This window comes from Methylobacterium sp. E-012 (genome assembly GCF_057836545.1).
The window spans coordinates 1-12756 of the sequence record NZ_JBYQEY010000009.1 but is presented as its reverse complement, the minus strand read 5'-3'; the positions used below and the strand labels follow the sequence as shown (position 1 = coordinate 12756).

19 protein-coding genes are annotated in these 12756 nt (G+C 67.5%); 15 read left to right on the top strand and 4 right to left on the bottom strand.

Annotated features, from left to right (window positions below; all coding sequences use genetic code 11):
* Positions 1-130: 130 nt before the first annotated feature.
* A complete protein-coding gene (locus tag AC3IF1_RS30935) occupies positions 131-340 on the top strand; it encodes a hypothetical protein (protein WP_489220908.1) in 210 nt (69 codons plus the stop codon).
* A 33-nt stretch (positions 341-373) separates the two neighbouring features.
* Here AC3IF1_RS30935 and AC3IF1_RS30930 read toward each other — a convergent pair whose 3' ends face one another.
* Positions 374-1363, bottom strand: a complete 990-nt coding sequence (locus AC3IF1_RS30930) for a hypothetical protein (RefSeq protein ID WP_489220907.1) — start codon at positions 1361-1363, stop codon at positions 374-376.
* A 146-nt stretch (positions 1364-1509) separates the two neighbouring features.
* Between AC3IF1_RS30930 and AC3IF1_RS30925 the strand changes: the two genes are divergently transcribed.
* Positions 1510-1866: a hypothetical protein gene (locus tag AC3IF1_RS30925; protein WP_489220906.1), complete on the top strand. Its 357-nt coding sequence runs from the start codon at positions 1510-1512 to the stop codon at positions 1864-1866.
* Here the strand turns inward: AC3IF1_RS30925 and AC3IF1_RS30920 are convergent.
* From AC3IF1_RS30920 to AC3IF1_RS30910, 3 genes are all read right to left on the bottom strand, one after another.
* A complete protein-coding gene (locus AC3IF1_RS30920) occupies positions 1821-3149 on the bottom strand; it encodes a hypothetical protein (protein WP_489220905.1) in 1329 nt (442 codons plus the stop codon). The genes AC3IF1_RS30925 and AC3IF1_RS30920 overlap by 46 nt on opposite strands.
* Positions 3150-3419: 270 nt before the next feature.
* Positions 3420-3626 (bottom strand): hypothetical protein, encoded by a 207-nt coding sequence (locus tag AC3IF1_RS30915; RefSeq protein ID WP_489220904.1) that lies wholly within the window; start codon positions 3624-3626, stop codon positions 3420-3422.
* A gap of 137 nt (positions 3627-3763) precedes the next feature.
* Positions 3764-4303 carry a hypothetical protein gene (locus AC3IF1_RS30910; protein ID WP_489220903.1) on the bottom strand — a complete coding sequence of 180 codons (540 nt, stop codon included), beginning with the start codon at positions 4301-4303 and terminating at the stop codon, positions 3764-3766.
* 147 nt (positions 4304-4450) lie between these two features.
* On the opposite strand from AC3IF1_RS30910, the gene AC3IF1_RS30905 reads away from it, so the two are divergent.
* The 13 genes from AC3IF1_RS30905 to AC3IF1_RS30845 form a co-directional block, all read left to right on the top strand.
* On the top strand, positions 4451-4666 hold the full coding sequence (locus AC3IF1_RS30905) for a hypothetical protein (protein WP_489220902.1): 216 nt from the start codon (positions 4451-4453) through the stop codon (positions 4664-4666).
* A gap of 132 nt (positions 4667-4798) precedes the next feature.
* Complete coding sequence (locus tag AC3IF1_RS30900; protein WP_489220901.1) at positions 4799-4981, top strand: hypothetical protein; 183 nt, start codon at positions 4799-4801, stop codon at positions 4979-4981.
* Positions 4981-5208, top strand: a complete 228-nt coding sequence (locus AC3IF1_RS30895) for a hypothetical protein (RefSeq protein WP_489220900.1) — start codon at positions 4981-4983, stop codon at positions 5206-5208. The genes AC3IF1_RS30900 and AC3IF1_RS30895 overlap by 1 nt, the downstream gene beginning before the upstream one ends.
* Entirely contained in the window at positions 5205-5660 is a 456-nt protein-coding gene (locus AC3IF1_RS30890; RefSeq protein ID WP_489220899.1) for a hypothetical protein, read from the top strand. Before AC3IF1_RS30895 ends, AC3IF1_RS30890 begins: the two co-directional genes overlap by 4 nt.
* On the top strand, positions 5657-6088 hold the full coding sequence (locus tag AC3IF1_RS30885; RefSeq protein WP_489220898.1) for a hypothetical protein: 432 nt from the start codon (positions 5657-5659) through the stop codon (positions 6086-6088). Before AC3IF1_RS30890 ends, AC3IF1_RS30885 begins: the two co-directional genes overlap by 4 nt.
* Before the next feature lie 89 nt (positions 6089-6177).
* Positions 6178-9729 (top strand): DNA-primase RepB domain-containing protein, encoded by a 3552-nt coding sequence (locus AC3IF1_RS30880; RefSeq protein WP_489220938.1) that lies wholly within the window; start codon positions 6178-6180, stop codon positions 9727-9729.
* A gap of 147 nt (positions 9730-9876) precedes the next feature.
* Complete coding sequence (locus AC3IF1_RS30875) at positions 9877-10158, top strand: hypothetical protein (protein ID WP_489220897.1); 282 nt, start codon at positions 9877-9879, stop codon at positions 10156-10158.
* Positions 10155-10436: a hypothetical protein gene (locus tag AC3IF1_RS30870; protein ID WP_489220896.1), complete on the top strand. Its 282-nt coding sequence runs from the start codon at positions 10155-10157 to the stop codon at positions 10434-10436. Before AC3IF1_RS30875 ends, AC3IF1_RS30870 begins: the two co-directional genes overlap by 4 nt.
* Before the next feature lie 77 nt (positions 10437-10513).
* Entirely contained in the window at positions 10514-10933 is a 420-nt protein-coding gene (locus AC3IF1_RS30865; protein WP_489220895.1) for a DUF5681 domain-containing protein, read from the top strand.
* The gene (locus AC3IF1_RS30860) at positions 10930-11199 is read left to right on the top strand and encodes a hypothetical protein (RefSeq protein ID WP_489220894.1); all 270 of its coding nucleotides are present in this window, start codon (positions 10930-10932) and stop codon (positions 11197-11199) included. The genes AC3IF1_RS30865 and AC3IF1_RS30860 overlap by 4 nt, the downstream gene beginning before the upstream one ends.
* Positions 11196-11459: a hypothetical protein gene (locus tag AC3IF1_RS30855; RefSeq protein ID WP_489220893.1), complete on the top strand. Its 264-nt coding sequence runs from the start codon at positions 11196-11198 to the stop codon at positions 11457-11459. The genes AC3IF1_RS30860 and AC3IF1_RS30855 overlap by 4 nt, the downstream gene beginning before the upstream one ends.
* A gap of 207 nt (positions 11460-11666) precedes the next feature.
* Positions 11667-12368: a response regulator transcription factor CtrA gene (gene ctrA, locus AC3IF1_RS30850; protein ID WP_489220745.1), complete on the top strand. Its 702-nt coding sequence runs from the start codon at positions 11667-11669 to the stop codon at positions 12366-12368.
* A 92-nt stretch (positions 12369-12460) separates the two neighbouring features.
* Positions 12461-12756 (top strand): MucR family transcriptional regulator (locus AC3IF1_RS30845; RefSeq protein ID WP_489220892.1); only part of this gene is annotated, 296 nt, incomplete at its 3' end.

Sequence of the window (12756 nt, the reverse complement as noted above, 5' to 3'; positions counted from 1 at the left end):
AGAGCAGCACCGCAGCTTTCCCCCCTGAGCCTCGGCGCGGCCTCGCCGGCGCAGTCGCGCTGATCGGACGCGATAGCGGCCAAGCTTGAGCCCGGCTAGACGCGCTGCCTCGAAGTGCGCGGGAGCAGGGATGAGCGATGTCGTGGCCGCTCTGCTTCTGACGCTAGCGGCTGAGAATGCCGAGTTGCGCGAGCAGCTGGCCTCGGCCCAGGACATGCTCGTCGAGACCGCGATCGACGCCGGGAACATGCATGCCCTTGTCGAGGCCATGCGGACCGAGCGCGATGCGTGGCGCGAGGAGGCCGAGCGGCTACAAGGCCGCCGAACCCGAACGGCCTGACGCCTCGACAGGCGCACCGCCGCACGCACTGATTCACCCGGCCCGCCCGCCCCGCGGCAACATCGAATAGAACCGGTTCGCGTCGAACTGCTGCCGAGCCTGCTGTAGGGTCATCGCTCGCCCATCCATCTTCGGGGGCGCCATTCCGCCGCCGCCCGCCGCCTTCTGGCCCTGCTTCTGCTGCCCGCCCGCGATGCTCTTGAGCGCGCTGGCGATACCGCCGTAGGGGCCGGACTGCTGCTGCCCCTGATCCTGCGACCCGTCCAGAGCCGTCGGCTGGCCCGAGAGGGAAGCGACGTCCGGCGTGGAAGAAACCTGCCCCGGAACGGAAGAACCTTGCCCGACGATGCCGCCCAGACCGAAGCCGCCGCGCTGCGCTGTCGAGCCCATCGAGGCGCCGCGGGGCGCGGACGTCGCCGGCAGCGCCTGGCCGCTCCCGAGACTGTTGGCGTAGGCCTGCGTCGTGGCGAGCCGGGCCGCGTTCTCCCCGCCGGGCTGGTCGTACCCCTGAAACTTCCAGGCCTGCGCCATCAGGCGATTAGCCTCCTGCGGGCTCTGCGCGTTCTGCAGGGCCTGTGTGAGCTGGGGGTTCTCCTGCAGCAGGAAGTTCGCCTGCGCCGACACGGGGTCGGACGCCCCGGCCGTGAAATCCTTCATGTTGGCGAGGCGGTCGGCCCGCCACGACAGGATCCCGCCGGACGTGCCCGGCGCCCCGCTCTGGCTCGGGTCGGACCAACTGCCGGTGATATTCGAGGGGCTGTAGCCGCTCTCGTGCTGGGCATAGGCCGCGACCGCACCCAAGCCGTTGGGGTTGGTCAGACCGCCCTGCTGCAGGGTCGAGATGAAGCGGCCGCGGATGTCGTTCGGATCGGGCGTCGCCGCCTCGGCGCTGTTGGGGCCGAGCGCCGAAATCAGGCTGGCGCCCGTGGCCGCCGCATTCGGGTTCAGGATCGGCGTAGGCGCCCCGGTGGGTGGCGTCGGCGGCGTGTAGCCCGTGAAGCCCGGCGGGGTGGCCTGCGGCAAGCTCGGATCCTGTGCCGACGCCGGAACAGTCTGCCCTAGCCCGAGCAGGCCGAGGCCCGCCGCGGTTGGGTCATCCTGCGCGAATGTGGGAAGGCTACCGAAGCCGCCGCTCATGGCGTGGCCCTTTCCTGTGCGAGAAATTGGCCGTGGGCGGGCGTGAAGCTTTGGCCGGTGTCAGGGCCGTAGTTTTGCTGTACGGCCGTCCTGAGCCTCCGCCGGCGATCCTGGTGGCTATCGACAGAATGGCAAGGCGGGGCCATCTTCATGCGATGCCCCGCTGGCTCGAAATCCTGCTGACCCTGGTGCTGTTCGCCATCGGCATGGCGGCGCTGTCGTGGGCCGTGAACGCGACGGTGTCGGACGTGCATGCGTGGTTGATAGGCCACCTTGGACAGGCGGGGTTCTGGCTTGGCGTAATCGCGTTCTGGATCATCGGTGGCTACTTCGCCTGGAGGGGTCACCGGCCTGCAAAGGGCAACGCCGGCAGGCTCGACGGTAGATAAGGCCGCGCCCGGTCCGCCTGAGACACCGCGCCAGCCTGCGCCCCGATCCGAGCCGCATCGCCATAGGCCCCAGCCTGCCGCATCATCGCCCCGCGCCGCTCAATCGCCGACAACAGCGTGTCGAGGGCATCGCCGCCCTGCATCGTCACGGCACGGGCGAGCTGTTGGTTGCGGGCGATGTCGGCTTGCCGACCGGCGGAACTGGCTGCCAGCTTGAGGCCGCCCATGGCCGCCTTGCTCGCTAAGGCCCCCGCGCCCGCCCCGGCGCCACCCACCAGGGTCGCGACACCCGGCAGCACGTCGGTGGCGCCCGCCGACACCTCCCGCGGGGCGATGTCCCGGGCCGAAGCCGTGCGCTGGGCCGTCTGGCTACCGCGCACCACGTCGTTGTAGGTCCGATCGAACTGCGCCTCGCGTCCGACCGTCGAGGCGAGCTGCTGGGTCGGCTGCTCGCCGAACACCGTCGCCATGCGGGCGCGGTTGAAGTCGCCTTCGCCCATCAAATCGCGCTGCAGGGCCACTCGGTCGTTCAGCGTCGTGCCGAGGTGGCGGTCGATCTCGGACCGGAGCCCGGTCCGCTGCATGAATTGCTCCATCGGCGACATCGCCGCGGTCTCGGTCGCCAACTGCCCCGGTCGAACCGCGTCCCGGCCCGCGTTGAGCAGCGTCTGCCCTCGCTCGAAGGCGTCACCGCCCGCGAAGTACTGCTGCGCGGTCCGGTTCGCGTCGGCGTAGCCCGGGACCTGCGCTTCTAGGGTATCGTTGAGAGCGCCACGAACCTGACCGAGCCGGTTGACCGTGCTGGCCCCCGCGGACCCGTATTGGCTTTGCGCCTGGTGGATGGCGCTGTCTAAGGCCTCCTTGGCGTTATGCAGGGCCTCCGGACGGCGATCCGGGATCATGGCCTGCCCGACGCCCTGCACGTCGCCGTCATGGTGCAGGAGGTTCCAGGCGCGAGCCAAGGCGTCGGCTGCCGGGCCCTTCTCCTGGCTGCGGAGGTCGCCGATCATGCCGAGCACGTTGCTCGTGTCGACCTGCACGGGCTGCCCTACGGCCTGCCGATACATCGGCGGCACAACCTGATCGTAGGACTGCTGCCGGGCTGCGCGCACCGTGGCGGGATCTGCGGCGGGACCGAGCGCCTGGTCCACATCACCACGGATCCGGGCGTTGGCGCCGGTTGCCCGCGTCTCTAGCGGGGTCACGATGGCGCCCCGCGTCGCAGGCTCGACGGCGAGGCCCTGCGCCCGACCCGTGAACGACGGGCTGGCGTCCATCAGCATGGCGGGCTGGCCAAGATCGGCGAGACGAGCGCGAACGGCATCGGCGCCACCGGAGGATGCCACGTCGTCCGCGAGCTTGCCCGCAGCGGCTGGAGACCGCCGCGAAGCATTCCTCCGGGGTGGCACCCGCCTCAATGATGGCCGCAGCCTGGACGGCCAGCGATCCCGCGCCACGGAGAGCCTGCGCCAGCAGTGCCCAGGACTCGGGCCCGGTCAGGGGCCGGCGAGCGGGAGCGTCGGCGCGCGGCACGAGGGTATGGACCTCGCCCATCAGGCCGCAGCCTGGAGAACGGCAGCCGCCGGAGCGGCGGGCGGGGGCGGCGCGGGCGAATCCTCAGGGGCGATGATCGAGGCGACGGCCCGGCGCACGAGGGCCGAAGCCGTGGTGCCCTCACGGCGCGCCACACCGTGCAGAGCCGCATGCAGCTCGCGGTCGGTGCGGACGATCAGAATGGCGTCGAGGTTGAGCGGTCGCATTGCGCGCCTCCGTGTCCTGCTAGGACAATAAACGGAGGGGCGCAGGGGTATATACAGTCAGTCATTCTAAGTTGTATTGTTGGATGGCTCAAACAATGTTCTGTCTTGTTTGGGCGTGCGACATCCCGACGCAGCCGCTAATCAGACGAGCCTTGCTCCTTTTTAGCAGCTTCGAACGCGATTTTTACCTGTCGCACTGTTTTCAAATGCTTGGGCACGTTCGTCACCAAACCAAAATCCTTCAATGTTTCAACTGCAATTTTTGGGGCGAGACCAATTAGCTTTTTCCTTTGGTCATCTGTCCACTCGCCGCCCTCATTTGGTTGAGGCTCTCCGAAATCAGGGCTCAAAATTGTTTCCAAAATTGTATTGATCCCATTTCGACAGTGCCATGCCGTCGCATAGCTATCAACGTATCTATCCCCTCGAAAATCTTCAATCCGTCTTATTGTAGCTGATATAACCCTGACCAGTAGTTGAACGTGTGTGCGGTCGCCGACAAAAACAGAAAGCAGATCATCTTCCTGAAAGCTCTTTTCCAAACGGTGCTCGACTTCTTGCGCGAGCGACCTGTCAGCCTTCGACGCCTCCTGCTCCAAAGCATCGCGCAGTTTGGCAGTCGTCCGCATGTTCAGCGGCGAACGCTTGTTCTCTCGCTCAGCGGCTTTGATCGCCATAGCCGGCACTCCGTATCGTTCGGGCCTTTTGCATATCGGATGCGTGCGATCCGACGCAACCCCCTTGCGCAGGCTGTTGCTGCACTTTAACGTCCGTAGTGCGTTGGATCCAACGCAATCGCGTCTGACGCAGTACGGAGGCCTGAAGTGCCGAGCATCGAGGTCATCAGAAAGAGGCTGACGGACGGCCTCAACGTGAAGGCGGCCGATGTCGCTAAGTTGTCCGGGATGAGCCCCGCGGCCTTCTACAAGGCTATTGAGCGGGGCGAGGTCGAAGCCGTGAAGATCGGCCGGACGCGACTGATCCCGCCGCACGAGGGCCGCCGGATCCTCGGCATCAGGACCGACGCCATCGCCGCCTAACGAAAACGCCGGCCCCGAAAACCAGGACCGGCGTCAGATCGTGTAACAGCGCATCAGCACCGCTGTAGATATGCGATTTGGTGTCCAGCGCCAAGGGCTTTCGGACCGGCTCCCTACTCAGGAGAGCCAGCCGTGAAAACCAAAACCAACACCCGCTCCATTGCCATCCGGCCCACAGAAGCCGTCCCAGACGCCGCGACTGTTCAGTCGGCCATCGAACGCCGCCTCGCCGATCGCCTCCGCGTGTCGGATCAGGTGGCTGCCGTCTTCGCCAGCCTCGCCGGCATCGGTCCTGAAATTCGGGAGGCCCGCTGATGGCAGCGCCCGCGACAATCTCCCCGGCGGCCTGCCTCACGTTCGACGCGGTGGCTGAGGCCGCCAGCCTCGCCGAGGCCTACGCCCGGAACGCCGTCGAGTTCGCCCTGATCCGAGACGTCCGCGGCGCGGCTTACAGCCTGAATTGCGCCGCCAAGGCCCTCGCGGCGGCCGCCTCGAGGGCTCAGGCGCTCCGGCCCGCTCAGCAGGACGGGGGTGGCCGATGACCGTGCGTGTCGCCGACAACGTTCCGGCCGCCCGGATCAATGCCTACCTCGAAACCGCGCCGGGGTACCTGCGCCCCATCTTGCTCGCCGTGCGCGACCAAGGGTGCGCCTGGGTGACGGTGCAACAGAAGGCCGGCCGGTTCGACCTGCCAAAGGGCCGGCCGCTCATCACCGTCATCGGAGACGACTTCCACGTCGCTATGGGGCCGGCCGGCTTCCACCGAAAATCGATCCGCCGCGTGATCGCCGCGTCCCGCTTCGTCAGCGTCGTAGCGGGCGAGCCGATGCCGATCGCCTACGCCACGCCCGCCCTCGGCGCCGCCGGTCTCGGTGTGAACGCGACCATCATCGAGACCCGACCCGAATTCGAAATGCAGTGGATCGGCCTCGTCCAGAAGGAGGCCCCGAACGCGCAGCTCATCATCGTCTCGGTGAAGGGGACCGCGCAATGACGAAGCCGATCACCCGCCAGCAACGGCGCGAGATGGCGCGCCACATCGCCGACAACGAGGCGACCATAGAGGGCGATCGGCGGTTCTTCGAGCGCCGCCCTGATCGGATCTACCGCGTCCGGCGCACGAGCCGCGCCGAGATCGCGCAGTGGGAAACCGCCCACGAAGACCGGCTCGTCATCACCGACGAGTATGCGGCCTTCACGGTGGTCAAGAATTTCGCGCCCGGCGTCCGGATGCGGATCTTCGTCCCGGGACCGCCCGACGAGGACGGCAACGAGATCTCCGACGACCTCGGCCGGTTCCTGTGGGAGCGCTATTCCGAAGCGCGCCCCTTCATGGCCGATCGCGAAGCACGCCTGCAGGCCGCGATGCGCCTGCCGGGCGGCCCGCTTCATGGCGAGAGCCAGGGGCCCGACGCGGCGTGAATGCTCAGGCTCCCCTTGTCGCCGACCCGGCAGTGGTGCGCCCTTTCGTGGGGCGCATCCACGACCACGCCTCTGCGGCCACCGCGGGCATGGGCGATCCGGGCATGCTGCAGCTCGTCATCATTCACCCAATCGGCGGCAATGGCAGCACCCTGATTTTTCAGTTCGCGATTGGCGAGGTCGACCACATGGTCGACGAGGCCGTGCGCCAGTCGAACGGCGGCCACAACGTCTACATCGAGGCGCGGACGGTCCGGCGGCGCGCGAGGGGCGAGAAGGGCCGCGGGTCGCTCGCGGACACGGTCGCCGCGTTCGGTCTCGTAGCCGACGACGATGCCGACAAGGGCAAGGGCAGCCGCCTCGATGCCGCCCCGTCGCTGATTATCGAGTCCTCCCCCGGGAACACGCATCGGTGGTTCCTGCTCGCCCAGGCCATCCCGGCGGATCGTGCCGCCCGCATCGGCGCGGGGATCAAGGCCAAGGCCGGCGGCGACTCGGATACCGGCGTCGTCACCCAGCCGTTCCGAGTTCCAGGGACGGTAAACTACCCGGGCAAGGCGAAGGTCGCCCGCGGCCGCGTCGCGACGGCGACCGGGATTATCAGCCTCGACGGTCCAACCTGGACGGCGGACGAACTGGAGGGCGCATTCCCGGCCCCGAAGCCGAAGGCCAAGCCGCGCCCCAACGCCTCGTTCGAGGGCGAGACCGGCAGCACGGGACGCACCAGCGCCGAAGCCGAGGCACTGGTTGCCGAGGTCGATGTCCCAAAGCGCTGGACCCAGCTTTTCGCCGCCGCCAAGGCTGCTTATGCCGACGGCCTGTCGCCCGGCGACTTCGAGGCGCTGGTCCGGCGCTATCCCGAGGGATGCGGCAGCAAATTCCTCACACCTCGGGACCGCCTGCACATCGTGGTCGGGCAGACCTGGGGGTACGTCCAGGCGAAGGACGACGGTGCCGCACAGGAACCGGCCGAGCCCACTTATCCAGATCAGCGCGCGCCGCTCAGCAAAGCTGAAGACGAGATCCGCAACGTCGTCGTCGATTTCTTCGGCCGACACGTTCCAGCCTGGCGCGCAGAGCTCAAAGCATGGGAACGCGCGCACGCCCTCTGGAAAGACGCACACGAAGCCTGGGAAGAGTTAAACCGTAAAGTTCCAGACGAGGCGCCTAATAAGCCCGTCGAGCCCGAAAAACCCTGTCCCGTAGCCTTGGCCGCCCGCGTAGAGCCCGGGATCGGGAAATCGGCCCTCACCATCCACGAAACGGCCGAGGCGGCGCGGGCCGGCATCGTGACCGTCTACGCCGCCCCGAACCACTCGCTGCTCACAGAGCTTGCCGGGCGGTTTGCCGCCGAGGGTCTCGAAGCGAGGATCTACCGGGGGTACGACGCCGAGGACCCTGACGCGCCGGGGCTGAAGATGTGCCTCGACCCAGATGCGGCCCAGGATGCCCGAGACGCCGGCGCCACGGTCGCAACCGCCGTGTGTAAGCGGAAGATCGACGGCTTGGAGTACCGGTGCGCCTTCATCGACCGCTGCGGCATGGAACAACAGCGCAACGCCAACGCGGTCGTCTGGCTCGTCCCGCACAGCCTACTCGGGCACCAGAAGCCGGCCTTCATCCCAGACCCCCACGCCATCGTGATCGACGAAGGCGTGGTGCTCGGCGCCCTGCCGGACAAGCCGGCCCGGATGACGCTCGACGCGATCGAGCGCGCGTCCGTCGAGCTGCCAGGCGGGTTCAAGGTGTTCACGAACTTCGCCAACGACCTAACCAGCGCCCGCGGCAACCTGCTGCGCGCTCTGCGCGCGCATCCCGAAGAAGGGCCGCTGCAACACGAACTCTTGGCGCGCCACGGTGTAACCCGGGCGCTCGCCGCCAGCGCCTACAAAATGGAGTGGGACCGGAAGCGGGAAGCCAACATCCTGCCGGGAATGCAGCCGAAGGCCCGCAAGGCGAGCGTCGCCGTGGTCGGGCAGCATAACGCGGAAATCAGGCTGCTGGCCGGCATCTGGGCCGAGCTGCGCGACTTCCTGGCCGGCGACGCGGAGGCATCCGGCCGCCTGTCCCTGCGCTACGACCCCGAGGCCGAGGCGCGCGTGCTGGAGCGCCGGTCACTCGACGCGGTGGTGTCGTCGTGGTCGGCGCCCGTGCTAGCGATCGACGCGACGCTGCCGGAGGCATCGCTGCTGGAGCCCGTGATCGGCCAGCGCGTCGAGATCCGCGCCGACATCACCGCCCGGTGGAGCGAGCACGTCACGACTCGCCAGATCCTCGGCAGTCCGACCACGGCCTCGAAGCTCGGGATCGTCGAGGTGCAGCAGCCGCAAGAGCCGAAGCGCGTCGTCCACTACCTGCTCCGGCTGATCCGCCTACGCGCCGCTTTGGCGTGGCCCGGCGTCGTGGCCGTCATCGCCCCCAAGCGCCTCGTCGAGATCCTGAAAGGCATCGGCCTGCCGCCGAACGTCGAGACCGGCCATTACGGCGGCATCGCCGGGATCGACCGCTGGCGCGCGGCGGCCGGCCTCATCACGATCGGACGGCTTCAGCCCGGCCCGCCGATCGCCGAGGGCATGGCCGGCGTCGTCTCGGGGCGCGTGCCGCAGCGGATCCGGCCAGATGCCGAGGGCCGCTGCTGGTATCCGAAGACCGAGGCCGGGGTGCGCCTCGCCGACGGCTCCGGGATCCGCGTCGAGACCGAGCGGCACCCCGACCCGGTAGCGGAAGCGCTGCGGGCTCAGGTTACGGAGGCGCAGTTGATCCAAGCCGTCGGGCGGATCCGCCCGCTACGCCGCACGGCCGAGACGCCGGCCTTCGTAGACATCATCACGGACGTGCCTTTGCCGCTCAGCGTTGACCGAGCCGTGGCCTGGAAGGACGCACTACCCGGGGGCTGGGCCAACATGGCGCCGTCCGGCGTGATCCTGGAGAGCGAGGCCGACATCATGGCCGCATTCCCCGACCTCGCCCCGACGCGCTCGGCCGCCCGAGAGAACACCGTCGCGTCGTCGGCTGTAACCTCTATAAAGGATACCCTTATAGGACTTACAGCCAACCGCGCGACGGTGTTCGCGTACCTGAGGCGGGGGCAAGCCGAGCCGGCATCCGGCCACCTGCTGCCGAACCACCCCTCAGACCTCTGGCGCTGGCTTGTCGACCGGGTTGGCCCCCTGGAATGGCTGACAGTCAACGGGCAGCCCGTGGCACCGCCCAGCGAGGGCGTCGCGCTCGACAGTCCCGCCGACATGGCGGCGGCGTGGCCGGCTCGATGGGCTACCGCCGCGGCCGCCCGGGACTGGCGCGCCCGGAACGGTGGGATGAAGCTCGACGGCAGTCCCTCCCCCTTCCGCTACCAGCGCGCCGGCCGGAACCAGAAGTGGCGCACCGGTGCCTATGACCCCGCCGCCGTCGCAGACATTCGAGGCTGGCTGACGAGCCGGCTCGGGGAGTTGGTCGGCTTCCATCCTGCTGAGACTGCTGCGCAAGCCGGCGCCGACGCTCAGACGATGCCGCCGACTGCTCGCCGCTTCTCACGCCGCCAAGCACCCAGCACCGTCACGTTCTCTCCGCGCGCCGCGATCCGTCCGCGCGGCCAGCACTTCCGTGCGCCGCTCTCGCCCGCCGCAGCCGCCTTCTTCTGATCAGCCCGGAGGACCAGTCATGCCCCGCAAGCCTAACCCCGACCGCCTCCCCCATCCCGGCCGCACCTCGGCCTCGCGTGCGTGCGCGCCCGTGAGCGAGCAGAGTGTGCAGGGTGTGGCCTGGGCCGGGATCGGGAGGCAGGCGCCATGATTGCCGCCCTCCCCGATCCGCCGACACCGGCCAGCATCCTCACCCTGATCCAGGGCATCGAGCGCCACGGGCCGGCCGCTCCGGCAGCCATTGCCTTCCAGTCCGCCCTGTTCCGTGCCGGCCTTGAGGCGGACGCGGCCGGCGGTCTCGCCGCCCTCGATGGGCTGATGGATGCGGTCGCGGCGGCGGACCCCGACCGCGCCGACGCCCGGCTCGCAGTCCTGCGGTCCGCATGGGCGGGGCTGCTGCCAGGACTTGGTGGGAGGGCTCGGCCATGACGCCCCGCGAGCGCGCCGCCTTCAACGCCGGGATCGAGACCGCCCGTCAGATGGCGCTCACCGCGGCCGTCAGCATCGAGGTTCGCGACGACGCCGGGGCAGTCCGCCAGCAGGCTGCCGTCGCGGCGCTCCAGGGTCTCGCCGAGGGCCTGCGGTCGCTGATGGTCGCCGAACAGGAGAACGAGCAGCCCGTCGATGCGGGGCCGGCATCCTTGAACACCCAAGCCAGACGCATCATGGCGGGTGTTGATCCGCTGACTGGCGATCCGCAGTCGTGAAACACCTTCGCGGGTGCTATCTATCTGACCTGTTCTTGGCCTGTTGTTTACAGGCCGCCTGCCCGAAAGCTTGACCGATGCCGAGAGAGGATAGCCAGTTCGAGGAAGGCCGCAGCGGCAACCCCGCTGGCCGCCCCAAGGGCAGCCGCAACCGCTCCACGCTCGCCCTGGAGGCCATCTTTGAGGGCGAAGCCGAAGCTCTGTCCCGCCGCGCGATTGAGATGGCGCTAGAGGGCGACGGGCCGGCGATGAAGCTGTGCCTCGACCGGCTGCTGTCCCCGAAGCGTGACCGCTCCATCACCTTCGACTTGCCGACCATCGAGACAGCTGAGGATCTGCCCAAGGCGACGGAGGCCCTGCTGCGCGCCGTGTCCTCCGGCGAAGTCACCCCGAGCGAAGCCTCCGACATCGGCAAGGCGGTGTCCGCCCACATCGAGGCGATCACGGCCGCCGACCTGCACCGACGCCTCGCCGCACTGGAGGGACAAGGCGCATGAGGATCCGAGAGATTGAGACACGCCTTGCGCGACTGGAGGCGAAGCGCGGCACCGGCCGGTTCGACCACCTGTCCTACGACCAGGCCGAGCGCATGCTGTTCGACAGCCTGCATAAGCTAGCGATCGATGCCGGCGGCATCGACGCGCTGATGGATGCGTGGGACGCGGCCGAGGATCCGGAGCAGCGCAGGCTCATCGCTCGGATCCGATCGTGTGACCACGACGTGGCGACGTACTACCGGGATCTGAGGGCGCGGCTGTCATGAGGATCAAGGAGATCGAGGCGAAGATCGCCCGGCTGGAGGCGAGCCCGCGGTTCAGCGGGCTGGCGCGCATGCCCGACTCCGAACTCGACCGCCAAATCGTGGACGGTTTGAACTCCATGGTGATGGAGTGGCCGTCCTTCGGTGCCATGGTGCTGGGCCTGGAGGCATCCCCTCACCCGGCCGACAAGGACCTCGCCGGCCAGATCGAGGCGTTCATCGCGGACTGGCAGGCCCAGCAGCGGCAGAAATCGGCGCAGTAAGGCTGCTGATGCCCTCGCGAACTGGTAGCGTTGGCTCCTGCATGGCAAGGCGACCATGAGCAGTGGTGTGTTGTGCCTCCTCAGTCCCGAGCTGACGGCCGACGAGTGGGCGACGCGGTTCGTCACCGAGCACTGAACGGCAAAGCCACCTGTTAACGGTTCAGTATTGCTGAGAGAGTATGAACCACCTCAGTTCGAGGTGGTATCATGCGCGTTCTGCTAATCGAAGATGACGCTACCGTCGCGCAGAGCATTGAGTTGATGCTCAAATCGGAAAGCTTCGTCACCTACACCACCGACCTCGGTGAGGAAGGTGTCGACCTCGGCAAGCTCTACGATTACGACATCATCCTCCTCGATCTGAACCTGCCCGACATGTCAGGCTACGAGGTGCTGCGCTCGCTCCGCGTGTCGAAAATTCAGACCCCCGTCCTCGTCCTGTCCGGCATGGCCAGCATCGAGGACAAGGTGAAAGGTTTGGGGTTTGGCGCCGACGACTACCTGACCAAGCCGTTCCACAAGGACGAGCTGATCGCGCGCATCCACGCTATTGTGCGGCGCTCGAAGGGTCATGCTCAGTCCAAAATCACGATCGACGATCTCGTGCTCGACCTCGACGAGAAGATGGCCTCGATCGACGGCAAGCGCATCCCGTTGACGTCGAAGGAGTACCAGATGCTGGAGCTTCTGGGTCTCCGAAAGGGATCGACCATCACCAAGGAGATGTTCCTCAACCATCTCTACGGCGGCATGGATGAGCCCGAGCTGAAGATCATCGACGTGTTCATCTGCAAGCTGCGCAAGAAGCTCGCCAACGCCAGCCAGGGCAAGAACTACATCGAGACCGTCTGGGGCCGCGGCTACGTGCTGCGCGAAGGCGCACCCGAGATGCGAGCGATGGCAAGCTAAAAATCAGCAGGTAGAAGCGAAAAGTCCTAAACGTGCATTGATTTGTTGTGTTCGCTGGCGCAGATGGCTTGCTTCACTCAAGCAGGTGCGCCGTGAACGAGAATACAGGGACCATCGAGGCTACTGCCACCGATTATTTAGAACTCACGGCTGACCTAGTCTCGGCCTATGTGTCCAGGAATTCGGTACGGCCTGCCGACATGGCGGAGCTGATCGCCAGTACGCACGCTGCGCTCTCGGGGCTTGGTAATGCCGGCGCACTTGCTGCTCCTGCCACTGAGAAGCTCACAGCCGCCCAGATCCGCAAGTCGATCACGCCGGACGCGCTGATCAGCTTCCTCGACGGCAAGCCGTACAAAACGCTGAAGCGGCACCTCAGCGGCGCCGG

Bases quoted from the DNA above. Each gene is read 5' to 3' on its own strand.
- AC3IF1_RS30935 (WP_489220908.1), top strand. From the start codon at position 131: ATGAGCGATGTCGTGGCCGCTCTGCTTCTGACGCTAGCGGCTGAGAAT.
- AC3IF1_RS30920 (WP_489220905.1), bottom strand. From the start codon at position 3,149: ATGCTGATGGACGCCAGCCCGTCGTTCACGGGTCGGGCGCAGGGCCTC.
- AC3IF1_RS30915 (WP_489220904.1), bottom strand. From the start codon at position 3,626: ATGCGACCGCTCAACCTCGACGCCATTCTGATCGTCCGCACCGACCGC.
- AC3IF1_RS30910 (WP_489220903.1), bottom strand. From the start codon at position 4,303: ATGGCGATCAAAGCCGCTGAGCGAGAGAACAAGCGTTCGCCGCTGAAC.
- AC3IF1_RS30895 (WP_489220900.1), top strand. From the start codon at position 4,981: ATGGCAGCGCCCGCGACAATCTCCCCGGCGGCCTGCCTCACGTTCGAC.
- AC3IF1_RS30890 (WP_489220899.1), top strand. From the start codon at position 5,205: ATGACCGTGCGTGTCGCCGACAACGTTCCGGCCGCCCGGATCAATGCC.
- AC3IF1_RS30885 (WP_489220898.1), top strand. From the start codon at position 5,657: ATGACGAAGCCGATCACCCGCCAGCAACGGCGCGAGATGGCGCGCCAC.
- AC3IF1_RS30880 (WP_489220938.1), top strand. From the start codon at position 6,178: ATGGGCGATCCGGGCATGCTGCAGCTCGTCATCATTCACCCAATCGGC.
- AC3IF1_RS30875 (WP_489220897.1), top strand. From the start codon at position 9,877: ATGATTGCCGCCCTCCCCGATCCGCCGACACCGGCCAGCATCCTCACC.
- AC3IF1_RS30870 (WP_489220896.1), top strand. From the start codon at position 10,155: ATGACGCCCCGCGAGCGCGCCGCCTTCAACGCCGGGATCGAGACCGCC.
- AC3IF1_RS30865 (WP_489220895.1), top strand. From the start codon at position 10,514: ATGCCGAGAGAGGATAGCCAGTTCGAGGAAGGCCGCAGCGGCAACCCC.
- AC3IF1_RS30860 (WP_489220894.1), top strand. From the start codon at position 10,930: ATGAGGATCCGAGAGATTGAGACACGCCTTGCGCGACTGGAGGCGAAG.
- AC3IF1_RS30855 (WP_489220893.1), top strand. From the start codon at position 11,196: ATGAGGATCAAGGAGATCGAGGCGAAGATCGCCCGGCTGGAGGCGAGC.
- ctrA (WP_489220745.1), top strand. From the start codon at position 11,667: ATGCGCGTTCTGCTAATCGAAGATGACGCTACCGTCGCGCAGAGCATT.